Here is a 17,211-nt window from a genome sequence, read left to right on the forward strand (position 1 = left end):
GGCACAATACTTCTCAGGTAATCAGTTGATTGTTGGTAGTAAGCCGATAGCACAAGCTTATTCAGGTCACCAATTCGGTCACTTTAATCCTCAGCTTGGTGATGGTCGTGCGCATTTATTAGGTGACATTACGGATAAACAAGGCCAGTCTTGGGATGTTCAATTAAAAGGCTCTGGTACTAGCTTCTTTTCTCGTCAAGGTGATGGTCGCTGTGCGCTAGGTCCAGCGCTGCGTGAATATATGATGAGTGAAGCTATGTTCGCCCTAGGTGTACCAACTACTCGTTGTTTAGCTGTTGTTGCTACAGGAGAGGCTGTTTATCGAGAGCGGCCATTACCTGGCGCGGTTGTTACCCGCATTGCCACTAGTCATATTCGTGTTGGTACTTTTCAGTACTTTGCAGCGCGCAAAGATATTGAATCACTTAAAAAGCTGACCAGTTTTGCCATTGAACGTCACTTTCCTCAATTGAAAGCTGCTGGAAGTGAAGCGCTTTCCGGCGAGCAAGTAGTTAACTTTTTTGCTGGAGTACTGAACAAACAAGTTCCTTTAGTTGTGTCATGGCTGCGAGTTGGTTTTATCCATGGGGTAATGAATACTGATAATACCGCCATATCAGGTGAAACCATTGATTACGGTCCGTGCGCTATGATGAATCATTATCATAGTGATACAGTCTTTAGTTCAATTGATCGAAATGCGCGTTATGCTTTTGGTAATCAAAGTAAAATAATACAATGGAATATGGCGCGACTGGCTGATTGTTTATTACCACTCGTTGATGAAGATGAAGACATTGCTTTAATCAAAATCACACCCTTGTTACAGCAATTTGCTGATGACTTGCAGTATCGTTATTTTGAAATGATGGTTAATAAGTTGGGCATTGCGGAATTAGCCGAGGGTGATATTGAATTGGTCAATGATTTACTAGGGATCATGACAAAAATGAAACTAGATTATACCCAATCTTTTGTCAGCTTAGCAGCTAACTTAAATCAAGCTGAGGTGGATAACGTCCTTGCCATGAAAGCTGCTCAACAAAGTGATGGTGAAAGCAAGAAATCAAGCAGTGAAACAGTAAATGAAATAGGTAATGATCAAGAACAGTGGCAGCAATGGCTCAGCCGTTGGTATGTAAGAATTGCTGCAGATGTTAGTGGTGCTAAAGATTTAATGGCAAAAAATAACCCGTTAGTTATTCCAAGAAATCATCATGTTGAAGCTATTTTAGCATCGAGCCAAACTTCTTACCTAGAAAGTGGTGATTTATCCGATTTACAAGAGTTTTTAACCGTAATTCAACAACCTTATCAGCAATTAACGACAACTCATGCTTATCAAGATGCACCGAGTGATGGCGATGAAAGTTACCATACTTTCTGCGGCACCTAAGTTTTGATAGGGCAGTAGTTCGGTTAGGAAAAAAGCTTTGTTAACACTAATACTTTAGCCAAGCCGCTTGAGTCGCTGGTTAGGTTACAAGCCTAATAGTTGTTTTAACTTATCAGCACCAGCACGACTGGTGCTGAGTTCTGTTTTATTTTCATCATTCATAATCACCATTAACTTGCCATTAAACCAACGTTGGATCTCTTTAATTTTATCAATATTAATTAAATAACTTCGATGGATACGAACAAAGTCTGCGGGCGCCAATGATTGCTCTAAAAAATCGAGTTTCTCCGATAGGTAATGATTTTCCTTACCATCCCAAGCTAAGCAATTACCTTGAGCAGATTTGATAAAAAGTAAGTCGCTTGGTGATAATATGGTCATGCGTTCGCCGTTTTTACTAACTAAGCGTTTAATAGGCGCAACATCATTGAGTTGATAATTTGGTGTTTGTTGTGCTGGTTGACCCTGTTGAGAGTCTTCGGCAGGTAAGTTAGCCAAAAACTGTTTTTTAGCCTTATCAATAGCATCTTTTAATCGCCCCAATGGGAAGGGTTTTAACAGATAATCAGTGGAGGATTGTTCAAATGCTTGTATGGCAAATTGATCATAAGCGGTAGTGAAAATGATCAGCGGTTTATAATCAAGTAAACTTAATAACTCCATGCCACTAATTTCAGGCATTTGGATATCAAGTAATACTAAATCTGGCTCAAGTTCATTTATAAGCTTAACAGCCTCTTTACCTGTGGTGGCAAAACCAAGCACTTCAATATCTGTAATAAGACTTAACTGATGGGCGAGTTTATCTCTGGCTGGTTTTTCATCGTCAGCAAAAATAATGCGTATTTTATCTGGCATATCTTTAATCGCCTTGTCTTTTAAATTATTAGTTACCAGTAAGTTACTCATAGAGCCATTTCCACCATTACAGTGGCACCAGTATTACTTGTAGAAGTCATGTCACTTGAGACATTAGTTAAACTGACCTTACCGTGGGCGAGTTGTTGCATGCGTTGTTGCAAGTTTTTCATACCAACACCCTTGCCGTAGCCTTTGACTAATACTTCTTCACTAAACCCAGAGCCGTTATCGCTGATTGATATTCTTATAATATCATCTTTATGTTTAGCAATTTTTTCTACTTTAATGGTGATGGTCAGCTGGGTTTGCTGAGCATTATGTTTGACTGAATTCTCAACAATGGGTTGTAAAATAAGTGGCGGTACTTGTGCATTGAGCAAATCAGCTGGAATATCTAAGTTAACTGTAAGGCGGTCACCAAAGCGTGCTTTTTCTATCTTTAAATATTTGTCGATTATCGCTATTTCTTGTTGCAGGGAAACACTATTCGCTTCGCCAGTATCTAATGAATAACGAAGAATATCGGCTAATTCATGTAAAACTTCATCAGCTAAGTTGGGGTTTGAATGTATATAAGCTGAAATCGTATTTAAGCTATTGAACATAAAATGCGGATTTAATTGATACCTTAAGGTTTGCAGTTGCGCTTGTTTTCTCGCCTGTTTTTCCTGTGATATTTTACCTTTACTCTCAATATAGCGGGTAATAAAATAAATAGGTACTCCCCAGGTAAAACCACCAAAGAAGACAAAGTTGCCCATAGAAGGATAACCATCAAAAGTAAAAAGTAGTAGCTGGTTGGTTATGCTCAGACCCAATGACATTGACAACACAGCAATGAAGCATTCGAGAAAAACACTGTGAAAGCCCCTCGACCTTATTGATAAGATTATAAAAGCTGCCAGCCAAGCAGGTAACCAATAAAAGCAAATGAACCATATCGCAGTCGCTAACAGTGTATCTAATGAGATAGAGGTAACACCAAACATTATCAAACCAGCTGTAAAAGTTAGATCAACCAGAAGTAAGATAAAAAAGCTATATTTGAAAAAGGGTTGTTGTAACATGAAGTGCTCTATTTTGTATATTTAATGATGAAAAGTTAGTGATGATAGTTATCGATAATAATTGAATAACAGTAATAAAAGATACCTAAAGAATTGATTTAGATATCTTTCTATCCTCTTATAACTATTGTTAGCTTAGCAAATTAAAAATAACTAATGTTACTTATTTGTAAGGTGTTTTTGTTGCTCGCTAATTGCTGCCCTGGCATAGTGCGCCATACTAAACTCAAACCCGCTAAGCTTTTTGCCGACCAATCTTTCTGGCTACCAAAGCCAAATTGCTGCAACTGAGCAAAGGGTACCTTCACTGTTGTCCAAGTCTCACTTGGCTGTAGGGTGGCAGAAAAATGGTCCCAGTCTTGTACTTCGTTATGATAAACAGAAATGCCAAACGGAACTTTAGATCCTTGGTAAGTTATTTTCACTCCCTTATATTGAGACGCGTCAACGGGGGTCTCAAACATAACCTGCATACCAGCCCATGCACCAAAACCACCAGGTTTTCCTAATAAGGTATCAACTGACAGCATATCATCTTGCTGCGCTAATTTTGACGTTGATTGTCCACCCATCATGGTATCGCTAATCGCTTGCCACTTAATTTCACTATCAAAGTTATCAATGATTTCTTTAGCTGTGGTAGCAATAATTGCTGCGGCGTTACATTCTTCGCCAAGCAGGGCTATCTTTTTGTTTTGAGCAATTAGGCCTTTTCTATCGACCTTATTACCTGATTTATACACCGCTTGGATATTACTTACCTGGCTGATGTCATTTAGCGGGTTCTGTGTTAGTAAAATAAAACTTGCTTGAAATCCTACTTTTAATTGGCCTAGCTCTGGTGCATTAATTATTTTTGCCGCATCGATTGTCGCCGCGTTTATTACTTGTGCGTTTGTTAAACCTGACTTGCTCAGCGCCTGCAGTTCATTATGCAAACCGCTGCCATGTAAAGTATAAGGATTGCCTGCATCAGATCCCGTACCAATGGTAATACCGGCTTGGGCAACAAGAGTAATATTCTGGTATGCCAATTGTCTTTTTTGCCAAGCAATATTTTTCCATTTTGATGGCTCAGGCACTTTATCAAATAAGCAGTGTTGAAGTTTATCGGGTACTGTCGCCAATAAGGCTGTGTTGCTACTAATTTGCTGGGTCTCATGCTCAGCGCTGTGATTTTGATACACTGCCAACGTTGGTATGTAAGCGACATTATGTTTAATCATAAGCGCGATAAATTCATCGTCTACTGCCTCAGTATTTATACCGTGAGCCAATGCTGTAGCACCTGCTTTAATGGCTCTTTTACCATCGACTAAGGTAGAGACGTGCACAAAGTATGGTAACCCTGCTGCTTTTGAGCGTTTGCCTATTTCTGTTAATTGACTATCAGTTAATGAGTCGCCATGACCACCAAAGGTTTCAATAACCGCTTTGGTTAAATGAGGTTTGCGGGCCATATGTTGTTGCCATAAATCTTCTATAGCGTCATCACTGGTTACTTCCAGTGCGCTGCCGCCAAACTGTGTACCATGTCCACCCGGATTGGTAAATAATACCCCGGCATAAAATAAGTTTGGTGAGGTTTTATAGCTGGTTAAGTGTTTTGCCTCGTTAAGGGTAATATCGAAGGAAAATAAATCGACAATACTGGTGACACCTAAATATAAGTTCGAATTAAAATGAGCGTCCACCGGTAAGTATTGAAAGTCTTTACCGTAGTTACTACCAGATGAACCAAGGTGAACATGTAAATCAATTAACCCCGGTAGGGCGAAGCTATTATGAGCATCAACAACCTTATCAGCGGCTTTGACTGTCGTTTGCCTTTTTGTGGTATTAGTTGTTATTTCAACAATCTTGCCATCCTCAATATACAGAGTACTTGGCTGGCTAAAAGTACTTTGTTCGGCTTGATACAAGCGAACATTGTCTATACGTAAATCTATGGCTTGGACACTTAGGCTACTTATGCAGCTAAGGCCAGCAAATAGACTCGTTATTGTTCGTGATAACTTTCTCATTGGTTAATCCCTTATGTTTTGTTAATTATTATGTGTTATATGTGCAATTTTATATGTTTAATCATTGTGACACTTGTCTGTTGATGGGATAAATTTAGCGAATTAGAGAGGGTTTGTCGGTGTACTTTATTTGAACTGACATTATTTGCCTTTGAATCGACATAAAGCGCTATTTTAATATTTTAAATGGGTAGGTCTGAGTATTCCCTGTAGATGCAAGGTATGATGAACAGATGAATATATGACTACCTTTAATGTGATAATACCCATGAATAACCCAACATTCGGCCAGCAAGCTCAACCAATGACTCAGCAAATCAGGCAAGTGAGAGACTTAACGCCATTACTCAAAAAAAGCTTTGGTTTTGATGGCTTTCGTCCAGGACAAGAACAAACCATTTCGCAATTATTAAATGGTCAGTCGTCCTTAGCCATTTTTCCAACGGGCTCAGGTAAATCCTTGTGTTATCAATTAACCGCGTTGCATTTACCACATTTAACCTTAGTGGTATCACCATTATTAGCCTTAATGAAAGATCAATTGGCTTTTCTTGCTAGCAAAGGCATAAAAGCCGCTAGCATTGATTCGACCTTAAAAGGCAATGAAGCGCAAACCGTGATGGCAAGTGTTCGTGATGGTGATATTAAAGTCTTGATGGTGTCAGTAGAACGTTTCAAAAATGAAAGGTTCCGACAATTTATAGAATCTGTGCCTGTGTCTATGTTAGTGGTTGATGAAGCACATTGTATCTCTGAGTGGGGTCATAACTTTAGACCCGATTATTTAAAACTACCGAGTTACTGCCAAGCGTTAAAAATTCCCTTGGTATTATTACTTACCGCTACGGCTACGCGTAAAGTAAAAATGGACATGGCCGCTAAGTTTGCTATTCGAGACGAACATATTGTGCAAACGGGCTTTTATCGGTCAAATCTTGATTTAACTGTCTTGCCTGTAGCTGAATCAAATAAGAATAAACAACTCGAGCAAGTTATTAACGCTCATCAAGGCGCAGGCATTGTTTATGTTACCTTGCAACATAGTGCTGAAAAGGTTGCACAATATTTATCGCAACAAGGCATTAATGCCTGTGCTTATCATGCGGGTTTTGATAGTGATACTCGCAGTCAGATTCAACAAGACTTTATGGCGGGGAAAATTCAAGTGATTGTCGCAACTATCGCCTTTGGTATGGGCATAGACAAAAGTGATATCCGCTTTGTTATTCATTATGATCTGCCAAAATCCATTGAAAATTACAGCCAAGAAATAGGACGGGCAGGGCGAGATGGACAGCCATCAAATTGTTTTACTTTAGCAAACCTTGATGGTTTAAATACCGTGGAAAACTTTGTTTATGGTGATACCCCAGAATATGCTGGCATCGAAATGATGCTAAATGCTATCAAAGATGAAGTGGTCAGTAATTCCTATGATAGCAAGTGGGAGTTGCAGATTTTGCAATTATCGAATGCTGTCAACATCAAACAATTACCACTGAAAACTTTATTGGTACAGTTAGAATTAGCTGGCGTTATTGAACCCTTATATGCCTATTTTGCTGACTTTAAAATTAAATTATTAAAGCCAAAAGATGAAATAATCAATAGTTTTAATGAGCAACGCAAAGATTTTCTCCAGCGTATTTTTAATGCTACCGAGTTTAAAAAAATCTGGGGTAGTTTAAATTTTGATACCTTATTACAAGATAAAGGTATCGAGCGAAATAGGGTTATTGCTGCGCTGGAATATTTGCAAGAGCAGCAACTTATAGTACTTGAAACTAAAGGCATGACTGAGGTGTTTAAGATAAATATTAATGAGTTAGCAGACCCTAGCTTGTGCCAAACCTTAAGTGATTACTTTAAAGAAAATGAAGAAAAAGAAATAAAACGTATTGCTACCTTAGTACGTTTTTTTCAACTAAGCAGCTGTTTAACGGCTAACTTAGCTAAGTACTTTGATGACCAAGACTTTACTCAAGATGTTGTCAATTATCAATGTGGACATTGCAGTGTTTGTCGTGGACAAGTCGCAGTGCTAGAGCACTCTCAGGCGAAAATACCATGGCCAAGTGATGAAGTGATAAAACAGGGGATGACTGAGTTAGCCGAGCGACTTTCGGGTAAGATTAACCAGCCTTTATCTCTTGAGAGTTACAGCCGATTTTTTGCTGGCATGACAGTGCCATTATTTGGCCGTAATAAAGTCAGGCAATTATCAGGGTTCGGAAGTTGTGAGCAGCAACGATATCAAGCTATCCGTGAAAAGCTGACAAGTTTAGGTTATTAAGTATCGCGAAATAAATTAACTGTAAGTAGAAAATAAAAAAGTGGCTAATAATAGCCACTTTTTTATAACCGTAATTTAACTGTAAATGTTTAACAGAAAATACTATATAGCAAAAAAGCAGCAATGTTTATTAATGTCTAATTAGTTAACATTGCTACCATATCAAACGGCTACTGTGGTGTTGCACTACAACGGTTGTAGGTACAGATGCCTCTCATTAACCTAACATCGCGTGAATTGATAATACCATCTTTATTTAAATCAAATGATATAGGTAATGTTTCACCACGTCGAATCGCTAAAGAAAACGCTCGCATGTCATTTCTGTCAACATCGCCATCGCCATCCATATCGCCAATTACAGCATCAGGTACATCGACATCAAAAAGCACATTAGTAATTTCATAATCGTTACTAGTATCTTCTTCTGTCATCACAGCGACACCGGCACAATTACCACTTTCATCTGTAATAGCGGCACGACGATTACCAAACCATTTCCATGTTGAGGTGCTGTCGTAAGTATCACCTTTGGCTAGCGTGGTAAAACCAAAGCTCTCACTCAGTTCACCAGTAACATTATCTACACGATAAACTCGCACAGTGTGATCGCTGTTATTAACAAAGGAGAAGTCACTTTCAAAAGGCCCAACCAAATGTGGCGCTTTTAACTCACAACTACCAATAACATTTGCAGCAGGGATAACTTCTGGGGTAGCGGCTTTAGCCACCGTAGCTTCATCAACAGTAAAGCTACTTACTGCATTATTTAATACACCAATACTTAAGCAATTTAAATTACTGTCAGTAACCATTAAGCGGCGATCACCATACCAAACATCGTTATTATAACTTGCCCCTGGTGCTAATACACCGTAACCATGAGTAAAGTCATTAGCACCACTGGTGGTGATGATTTCACCGGTAGTATTATCAATTCTAAATAAACGCACTGGCGTGTCAGAGGTATTGGTAATGGTGAATTCATGAGATTCGTTCATGATTAAATGAGGTTGTGCTAATTCACAGCTACCCATTTGATTTAATTCAGGGATTTCCTCAACAATAACATCTTTCACTAAATCAGCTTCAATGGTGAAGGTATTATCATTTTCTGCCATTACAGCAACACCTAAACAATTCATGTTGTTATCACTTAACATCATGCGATCGCCTACTGTCCAACTAGCTGATGTGTAAGTATCACCATGGTTCAAGGTTTTATAGTTTTTGCCAAAGTTAGCTTCACCCGTTGTGCTATTTACCCAGAATAGTGAAACTGGCGTATTGGTAGTATTAGTAAAGGTAAAGTTAGTTTTACTGGCATCAAAATAACGTGGATATTGTTGGAGTAAATTACAACTGCCGATGGTATCTGCTGCTGGCATTTCTGCAGCAACTGGCGCCACTGCTTCAGAGTTTGCTAGTACAAAAGCTTCAAAGCCTGAATCTGTGCGCAGTACTACTTCTTTAAGTTTAGCGACATAGGCATTGTTATTGCCTGATTGTAAGGCAGCAACGATAAGGTTTAAATCGTCTTTATGCTGTTCACCTAAATAACGCATGGCAAAGTAGCCCCATTGATATAAGTTATCGTATTCATAATCCATAAATACGATGTTATATAAAGGAGGAATCGTTTCACCTTTTAACGTGTTTAAGGTGCGGGCATGATCTTTACCCATAGCCATATATTCAGCCATACCTTCAGCCCAAGCTACGGAATAATCAAAATCACCAAAAGAACCGGCTTTAATATAACGACCGTCAAGGTAATGAGTAAACTCATGTCTTAGGTTATATATTTGATCAATGTACTGGCATGAGCCACCAAGCCAAGAGTCAGGACATTGCATGGCAATAAAACGAGCTTGGTTACCTTGAGCTGTTGGTGTGCCTTCTAAATACATGCCGCCGTTATCAGTACTGATACCAAAGAATTCGCCAGCATATTTTTCATAATCTTCAGGGCTAGCAAAAGCTATTACTTCGATATGTTCATTCAAATCGCCGGTTACGGGAATGCCTGCGGTATCAAAGAAGGCATGAAATTCACTTTCTTGAAGTGCCATATCAGCACATGATTGCGCAAGCGTTGCTGGGCTAATTGTAGCTTGTGCACGTATGGTAATGTTATCAGTACAAGCATGATTTACCGTTAAAATATCTTCTACTTTAGGTGGCACAATACAGCTACCAAATAATGCATCACCTGCTTCACAACTACGTCCTGCGTTATCTAGGTAGTTTTTAGTCACAATAATGCTAGCCGTTTCTTGTGAAATGTCACCAGTGACTTTACCGTGCGCCTCTAAAATAGTGCTATCAAAACGAGCTTTGGCTTCATCGGTAGCAATAGTTGAAATTTTGCCCATAGCATTAAACGAATGAGGCATTATCCATTTTCTGTCATCTTCTGTAGACCAGCGCATATCAAGTGAAGTTTCACCTAAAAATACAAATGAGCGCATAACAGATAATACATCTAACATTTTCTCGTTATATGTGGCTTTAACTGGTGCATCACCATAATAGGCGGCAGAAGCAATAGCACCCATTAATGCCATCGTGGTATCACCACCATTGCTGATAGAGAATGGGTTACTTTGCAATGAATAGTATTGAATAAGGCCTAATAAATGCGGTAACTGATCTTTATAAAATGCTGCGCCCGAGTAACGCTCAAGGTTTGTTAATGCATAAGCATAACCTTCTTGTATGACACTGCCGGCAGGACTGACAAAATCGGTCATTTGGGTAACAGCTAATAATGCGGTACTTAAAGCTTGTGCTTCTGAGTCTGTCATCTGCTCAGAATAATATTTATAAGAGGCTAAAAAGTATAATAATTGGTTAAGATCCGGATCAGCTAAATCATCTGCTCCAGCAAGATAATGAATGGCTTGAGCAACATCTGTGATGGGATCAATTGTAGCGCCGGCAATAACTTTAAAACCATTATAGTCTGAGGCTAAAATTTCACTAATGCTAGCGCCATACTGGGCTTTAGAAGTAATAAGTGCTGCAGGAACATCTACGGTAATCTGGCTTGGGTAAACAATATAATCACCCATAGGTGGTGGTGGCTCTGGAATATCACCACCGCTAATATTAACAATTATACTGGTTTGCTGAATGTTGCCGCCAATGTGAAAGTAACGTTTACCAGCGTGTGATACAAATGAAATACTCTCATCGTTGGTATCTGGGTTAGTACTACTCGCTTCAACAGCGCCGTCGCCCCACCAAGTTCCTGGATAAAGGCTTATATCAGCATCAGAGCCGGTAAAAGTACCACCAGAAGTAGTAATGGTTACATCGCTATTATCATAAGGAACATCGACATATAAGTAATGGCCATAATCGGTAATACAGTGCATTTCGTTAGCTGGAACTTCGCCTTGACGTGGCAATGTTTTTTCTCCACACATTTCTACAGCTTGCACATTGGCGATATTCATCGACAATAATAGTGCGCTAGCAAGTAGCGACTTTTTAGGTAATATTTTCATTGTGAGACCTGTTTCAATTTTTGTTGTTTTAATTGATTTTTAATTGATTTATATGAATTTTATAGTTTTCAGGTAGGAGTATCTATGAACCGATAAAGCTGCCCAAACAACTTTTTCGGTTAATAAAATACATTCTATAGTGCTAAATTACATTGCATATTTAGCTGCTGATTTAAGTATTAATTCAGCGGTTTACTTCGCTATATATGTGATGAGTTACTTAGTTTTACGACGGCTGCTAACTAAAGCAAAACCAGCTAACATCATCATAAATGCAGCACTTGGCTCAGATACCGCAACAGCAGGGTTCACATTAACTGAACTTGCACCAGAAAAAGCGATAGTGTAATCATCAAATGTTGACGGGTTAAAGAAGTCAGTTATTGAGAAGTCCGTGAAACCTTCTGAATCAGCAATTAAATTAAAACTTGCTAAGACAAAGTTACCTTCTGCCCATGATGCATCTGTAGCAAATTCGAAAAATACGCCATAATTTTCTACCATTGCTGATAATCCATTAAACATAGGATCATTATCAGCTAAAGTTAGCTCACTAGTTAATGATGAATCATCATAAGACATCACAGCGCTGTTAAAATTGAAATCAAATGAAAAGTAATCAGTTGCGTCAAAATCTTGTGCGTTAATAGTAACCAATACTGACTCGCCTACTGAAACTTCATCAGCTGAAAGGTCAATAGTTAATAAGCCTGCATTAGCATTAAAGCCGATCAGTAAAGTAAGCATAGCGATAAATTTTTTCATGGTTTTTCCTTTATATTGTTTTAGTTTTGTTATTAATAATTTATTTATTCGTTATTTTTAAAAGTAACCAGCCTTGCGACTGGCTTCTTTTTATTTTTATAATGTTAATTTTGTAATTACTGAGCCGGGCGACAACCCTGAGTATCAAAATCAACCACTATAGTTGCACCAGAGCTGGCACCTGTAAGCTCAATATAGCTCCAGTAATCAAGGTCAGCATCTAGCTCAAGGTAGATACATGCTTGATTATTTGCGTCAGTAGAAGAGGCATCAAAACTGGCATTATTAAGATTTACCCAGCCGCTATTGCGATAATACAGTGATAAATTACCAGTACCGTGCGCAACAGTAATCGCGACACTGTTATGGTTATTTATTTCAGGAACAGAGAAGCTTTGACGGCTGTCATCTCCCAAACATGTAACACTGCCAGCTTCTAATGTGCCATCAGTAAACGCTGGCTGACTTGCACAGCTATCTACTAAAGCGCCGTAATTTACATTAAGGGCAATAGTATCAGTGGCGGTCATACCATCATTATCAGTTACCGTTAATACCACACTGTAACTACCCACTTGTTGATATTCATGACTAGGATTTGCTAGGTTACTGTTTGAACCGTCACCAAAATCCCATGAGTAGCTAACAATGCGTCCATAGTTATCATTTGAACCATTGCTACTAAAACTAATGCTTTGGAATTGCTCGACGTTGTCATTGCCAGTAGCAACTGCTGTTGGTGGTTCAGGTGGTGGTGCAATCGAAGAACAACGCTCATATGAACAAACACTGCGCATTGCACGTACATCACGTGAGTTAACAACACCGTCACCATTAATATCAAAAGCAGGGTCTAGTTGTTCACCGCGACGTACTGCTAAAGATAAAGCGCGTATATCATCTCTATCAACATCCCCGTCACCATCCATATCACCGGCTGGGTTAATAATAACTGTCGCTGTTGCGCTAGATGTTGCACCGTCGTTATCGGTAACCGTTAAGCTAATGTTGTATTGACCTGCTTGTGCGTAACTATGTTCAGGATTTTCTAAGTCACTAGTATTACCGTCACCTAAGTTCCACAAGTAGCTAACAATGTGACCATCTTCATCCATTGAACCTGCACTGCTTAGCAATAAGGCATTACCAGTAAAACCGGTATAACTTGCACCTGCTTGGGCAATTGGCAACTCGTTAGGCATTGAATGGTCAGCATCATCTCTGATGTCGTAATAAGCTTTGAAAGTGACATCACTGTAAGCATCAAAAGGGTCAATCATGACATTAAATATGCCACCTTCAGTAAACTGACAGCTCTCTATTGCGCCAGGACCTTCCCAAGGACGACAAGTAAATGAGTCAATAGATACCGCTTTATTTTGACTAACGTGTAAATCAGGATCGCCACTTGAACCAGCAACAATTTCAATTACAACTAAAGATGCAGCCGTTGGTATGCTGAATTTATAAGTACGTGGTTCACTACCTTTAGCCGCAGATAAACCAATTTCTTCAGTTAAATATACTCGACTACAGCCGTCACATAAAACCGCATCGTTTGGATTATATAAAGTGATATCAACCCTTGTATTAGTCGTACTACTCACGCCCATATCATCTGTAACCGTTAAACTCGCATTGTACTGGCCTAGTTGGTTATAAACATGAACTGGATTAACTTCAGTGCTGCTTTCGCCATTACCAAAGTCCCAAAGGTAGCTAACGATACTGCCATCTACATCTGTTGAAGAATCACCTTTAAAGTGTACTTCATGATCAAGCATTGCTTGGTAAGTAGGCGCTGTGTTAGCGAAAGGTGGTTGGTTGCTGTCATCACTCGTTTCATAATAAACATGTAATTCACCATCCCAATATTCGGCAAATGGGTCGATTAATATATTAAAAGTTCCACCTTGGGCAAACTCACAATACTCAGCTAGTTTAGCCGCGCTAAATGGCGCACAGTCAGCTGCTTGAGTATCAACCACTTTATTACGGCTAACATACATATCTGGATCGCCGCCATAAGCACCGGCAAAAACAATCACTACTTTCTCGGCGCTATCAGGGATAGTAAACTGATACTCTTTCGGCGCTACACCTGCAGCAGACCATATGCCAGCTTGCTTAATTACGTGGTAACGTTTACTGCCTGCAGCCAATAAAGGATCTTCAACCGCTAAAACTTGTAAGTTAGCTTGATCATAAGCGCTAAAAGCATGCACTGTAGCGTGATATGAATCCGTTGTTTTTGGACCTAATACGCCAATAAACTCTGGTGTTGCTGCAGACAAAAATGAAATGTAGTCTGCCTGCCATGAACCATCAGCTAACTGGGTTGGGGCTTGGCCAGCAGATACATACATATCTGGGTCTTGGCTATAACCTGAAAGGTAGAATGCTAACGCTTCGGTGCCAGCAGGAGCATCTACAACAAAAGTATCTACCGCATCTTTTTCAGCTGATAAATTGTCAAAGCTGGCGATAACTTCACCTGTTGGACCATTATCAGTACCTGAAATACCATCCCATGGATGATCTGCATTGCTAGTGTAAGCAGTTAAACCGGTAGCAATTAGGTTGTCGTTTGACCAAAGAGTCGAACGTGCGTCACCATGCAAGGCTGCAGTCATACGAGCTACTTGGCCTTGAGTGAACATGGCATAGTTGCTGGTATAGTGCATGAAGTTCTCGGTATTGGTCGCTTGACCAAGACAGTTTTTCGAGTTTTCATACATGTCGGTTGATAAAGACATTTGTGGGGTATCACAACTTCTATCGCCCGTTAAACCACAAAAAGTTTCGTTGGCTAATGAACAGCTATTACCAGCAAAAGTATGAGGTAAATTAAGCCAATGACCAAATTCATGAGTTAATACCGAGCGGAAGTTTTCATCAGTATTGTCACCAACATACCAGCCGTTGTAAACCACACGAGAAGTATTGGCCTGAGTCATATTGATATCAGGATACCAAGCAACGCCGGAGTTATTGGTTGAGCCATCATCATACAAGTCGTTCATAATATAAACGTTCATGTATTTAAAATTATCCCAAGCATCAGCTGAAATTTCAGCATCTGCACCACTGCCATTACCGTAACCTGCTTGCTCACGGCCATAGCGCACAATACCTGTAGTATCAGCGCCAGTTGGAGATTTTTTTGCTAAGACAAACTCAACATTTAAGTTGTCACGAATAGCTTGAAACTGCGGAGCAATAGGACCATCTTGAGTATTGGTTCCTTGAAAATCCTCATTCAAGCGTTGCAGAGCATCAACTATTTTAGCGTCGGTTAAACAGCTTTGTGTCGCATCATCACAGGTGAACATCTCACCATAAACATGAAAAACTACCGGAACATAATAACGTCCAGCAACACCGTTGTCGGCTACACCCGCATTGGCAGCGAAGGTGCTGCTTTTACTCATACGACTGGTTGAAAATGATTTTATTGATTTTGCTGCAAACAAAGTTCTTTGCTTAAGTTCTTTGTTTAACTTTTTTTGTAATTTATCCCAGTCTTGACCGTTTTCGTCTATGGCACAAACTTGGTTTGCAGCATTCAAGCGAGACGGATTAGCATTTCGACTTTTTAGTAGACTTTTTGCTAAGGTATTTCCCTTAACCGTTGTTTTTTGTGTTGCAGATGTCGACTGTTTGCTTGTTTTAACTTTTAATTCTTTAGCTAAACCATTATTAGGCGTTTGCTTTCCCGCTACAGCAGTTAACGATGCACATAACATCATTAACATAGACAGACTCATGACTTTATTGTTGATGAGACTCATTTTCTATCCTTGGTTATTATTATATTTTTTGTTTGATAGCCAGCTACTTATCTTATCCGTAAGTTGAGAATTCACTATAAAAGTATTGGATATCAATGATTTGTTGTTTTTGTTTTTGAACTAGCTACAAAAAAAGGTCTGAAAAACCTATGGTTATAAATTAAGCGAACTTTGTAGCGAAAAACATCATAAACAATAATCAATATATTGTATATCTTATATTTTCTATTTGTATGACAAATGAGGTGTTTTAATGATGGACAAAGAATACTCAGTAAAAATTAATAGCCAATGTATTCAGGGAGTAGCGAGCAGAACATAAACAAAAACAAAGCAGTTTAAACATGTAAAACGGTGAATAGATCAATATGTTCTATTAATAGTGTTAAAAGTTGTAACTAATGGTGTAATGGACTTGTATCAATGTACTAAATAGTAACGATTATTATTCCTACTTAGTTTACGTGTTTTTAACATGAATTTATCCATTGTAAACCTTGCTGTTACTGCAGCATTAACTGCGGCTTTCGCTGTCACACCTGTTTTCTCGCAACCCTCTCAGCAGACTTCACCAGAATCTGACAATATTGAAAAATTATTATCACAACTTCTCCTTTTGCACAGGAACTGTCTGACACTGCAAACTCGGTTTTTATCGTTTCTCAAGAAGATTTAGCCTTACAAAAAGCTGTGGCCCGTAATTTAAGCGAAGTTATTTCTAATTTAGTGCCGGGCTTTTCGCCAAGTACAGAACCCATGTCGACTTTTGGACAAAACTTCCGTGGTGGCAAAGCGATTGTCATGATTGACGGGGTTTAAATTTCAACGACCTTGCGTGCCGGCGGTCGTGATTTACAGTCAATTTCAGTTGATACTATCGAAAGCATCGAAGTCATTAAAGGTGCTAGTGCTATGTACGGTTATGGTGAAGCGGGCGCTATCATCAATGTCATTACCAAAAAATCGACTGCCAATGTAGAAATGCAAACTACTATGGGCGCAGAAGCCTTTGTTAGTGAGTTATCTGATACCGGTTAGAGTTTCTCACAAACGGTTTCGGGAACTAGCGAGTCTGATGTTGGCTTTATGCTAATTATCAATTTAATGAAATTGCCGCATTACGTCTTCAAGCAAACTAAGTTGGCGATTGTGAAAAAAATGTAGCTGAAGGGCCTGAAGGTTATAGTTTCTACGAGTCACCCTCTGATGGTTATACTTTGGTTGAATCAACCTCTACCTTTAATACTGAATTTGGTCGTATAACTTTTGATGTAGACAACTTGCTCAATGAAGAATATCAACCACTGGTTTTACAAATGAATAAGGAAGTGGTTTGGGAAAAGTATCGTAATCAATTCTTCGGCTCCGGTCGTAGAGTTGCGGTTGAATACAGCATTAGCTACTAGGGTTTACTTAAAAATAAGTGAGTTAGCGAATATTTAACTTAGTTCAATCTGTTGATAAATCATAGGGCTTAAGGTTAATTGACCTAAAGTCTT

Annotated in this window: 9 protein-coding genes and 1 pseudogene; 4 read left to right on the forward strand and 6 right to left on the reverse strand. The window is 39.1% G+C overall.

Annotated elements, in window-relative coordinates:
- A partial coding sequence (locus tag GAB14E_RS04005) for a protein adenylyltransferase SelO (RefSeq protein WP_033083905.1) occupies window positions 1–1,396 on the forward strand: 1,396 nt, incomplete at its 5' end.
- An 84-nt stretch (window positions 1,397–1,480) separates the two neighbouring features.
- On the opposite strand, the gene GAB14E_RS04000 is transcribed toward GAB14E_RS04005, so the two are convergent.
- The 3 genes from GAB14E_RS04000 to GAB14E_RS03990 form a co-directional block, all read right to left on the reverse strand.
- Window positions 1,481–2,308 (reverse strand): LytR/AlgR family response regulator transcription factor, encoded by an 828-nt coding sequence (locus tag GAB14E_RS04000; RefSeq protein ID WP_231562097.1) that lies wholly within the window; start codon window positions 2,306–2,308, stop codon window positions 1,481–1,483.
- The gene (locus tag GAB14E_RS03995; protein ID WP_231562098.1) at window positions 2,305–3,084 is read right to left on the reverse strand and encodes a sensor histidine kinase; all 780 of its coding nucleotides are present in this window, start codon (window positions 3,082–3,084) and stop codon (window positions 2,305–2,307) included. Before GAB14E_RS03995 ends, GAB14E_RS04000 begins: the two co-directional genes overlap by 4 nt.
- Window positions 3,085–3,470: 386 nt before the next feature.
- On the reverse strand, window positions 3,471–5,351 hold the full coding sequence (locus GAB14E_RS03990) for a CIA30 family protein (protein ID WP_052093993.1): 1,881 nt from the start codon (window positions 5,349–5,351) through the stop codon (window positions 3,471–3,473).
- A 304-nt stretch (window positions 5,352–5,655) separates the two neighbouring features.
- On the opposite strand from GAB14E_RS03990, the gene GAB14E_RS03985 reads away from it, so the two are divergent.
- On the forward strand, window positions 5,656–7,644 hold the full coding sequence (locus GAB14E_RS03985; protein WP_033084083.1) for a RecQ family ATP-dependent DNA helicase: 1,989 nt from the start codon (window positions 5,656–5,658) through the stop codon (window positions 7,642–7,644).
- 170 nt (window positions 7,645–7,814) lie between these two features.
- Here the strand turns inward: GAB14E_RS03985 and GAB14E_RS03980 are convergent, their stop codons facing one another.
- From GAB14E_RS03980 to GAB14E_RS03970, 3 genes are all read right to left on the reverse strand, one after another.
- Window positions 7,815–11,156 carry a collagenase gene (locus GAB14E_RS03980; RefSeq protein ID WP_052093996.1) on the reverse strand — a complete coding sequence of 1,114 codons (3,342 nt, stop codon included), beginning with the start codon at window positions 11,154–11,156 and terminating at the stop codon, window positions 7,815–7,817.
- 216 nt (window positions 11,157–11,372) lie between these two features.
- The gene (locus tag GAB14E_RS03975; RefSeq protein ID WP_033083907.1) at window positions 11,373–11,921 is read right to left on the reverse strand and encodes a PEP-CTERM domain protein; all 549 of its coding nucleotides are present in this window, start codon (window positions 11,919–11,921) and stop codon (window positions 11,373–11,375) included.
- 116 nt (window positions 11,922–12,037) lie between these two features.
- Entirely contained in the window at window positions 12,038–15,712 is a 3,675-nt protein-coding gene (locus GAB14E_RS03970) for a PKD domain-containing protein (protein ID WP_052093997.1), read from the reverse strand.
- A gap of 627 nt (window positions 15,713–16,339) precedes the next feature.
- Between GAB14E_RS03970 and GAB14E_RS25375 the strand changes: the two are divergent.
- Both GAB14E_RS25375 and GAB14E_RS0123385 read left to right on the forward strand, forming a co-directional pair.
- Window positions 16,340–16,750 (forward strand): annotated as a pseudogene (locus tag GAB14E_RS25375) (TonB-dependent receptor plug domain-containing protein).
- A gap of 179 nt (window positions 16,751–16,929) precedes the next feature.
- The gene (locus tag GAB14E_RS0123385) at window positions 16,930–17,118 is read left to right on the forward strand and encodes a hypothetical protein (protein ID WP_033083909.1); all 189 of its coding nucleotides are present in this window, start codon (window positions 16,930–16,932) and stop codon (window positions 17,116–17,118) included.
- The last annotated feature ends 93 nt before the right edge of the window (window positions 17,119–17,211 follow it).

Source organism: Colwellia psychrerythraea (assembly GCF_000764185.1).
Lineage (GTDB): Bacteria > Pseudomonadota > Gammaproteobacteria > Enterobacterales > Alteromonadaceae > Colwellia > Colwellia psychrerythraea_B.

What these genes read in the sequence shown, in the direction of transcription:
- GAB14E_RS04000 (WP_231562097.1), bottom strand. Translation starts at nt 2,308, where the DNA reads ATGAGTAACTTACTGGTAACTAATAATTTAAAAGACAAGGCGATTAAA.
- GAB14E_RS03995 (WP_231562098.1), bottom strand. Translation starts at nt 3,084, where the DNA reads ATGTCATTGGGTCTGAGCATAACCAACCAGCTACTACTTTTTACTTTT.
- GAB14E_RS03990 (WP_052093993.1), bottom strand. Translation starts at nt 5,351, where the DNA reads ATGAGAAAGTTATCACGAACAATAACGAGTCTATTTGCTGGCCTTAGC.
- GAB14E_RS03985 (WP_033084083.1), top strand. Translation starts at nt 5,656, where the DNA reads ATGACTCAGCAAATCAGGCAAGTGAGAGACTTAACGCCATTACTCAAA.
- GAB14E_RS03980 (WP_052093996.1), bottom strand. Translation starts at nt 11,156, where the DNA reads ATGAAAATATTACCTAAAAAGTCGCTACTTGCTAGCGCACTATTATTG.
- GAB14E_RS03975 (WP_033083907.1), bottom strand. Translation starts at nt 11,921, where the DNA reads ATGAAAAAATTTATCGCTATGCTTACTTTACTGATCGGCTTTAATGCT.
- GAB14E_RS03970 (WP_052093997.1), bottom strand. Translation starts at nt 15,712, where the DNA reads ATGAGTCTCATCAACAATAAAGTCATGAGTCTGTCTATGTTAATGATG.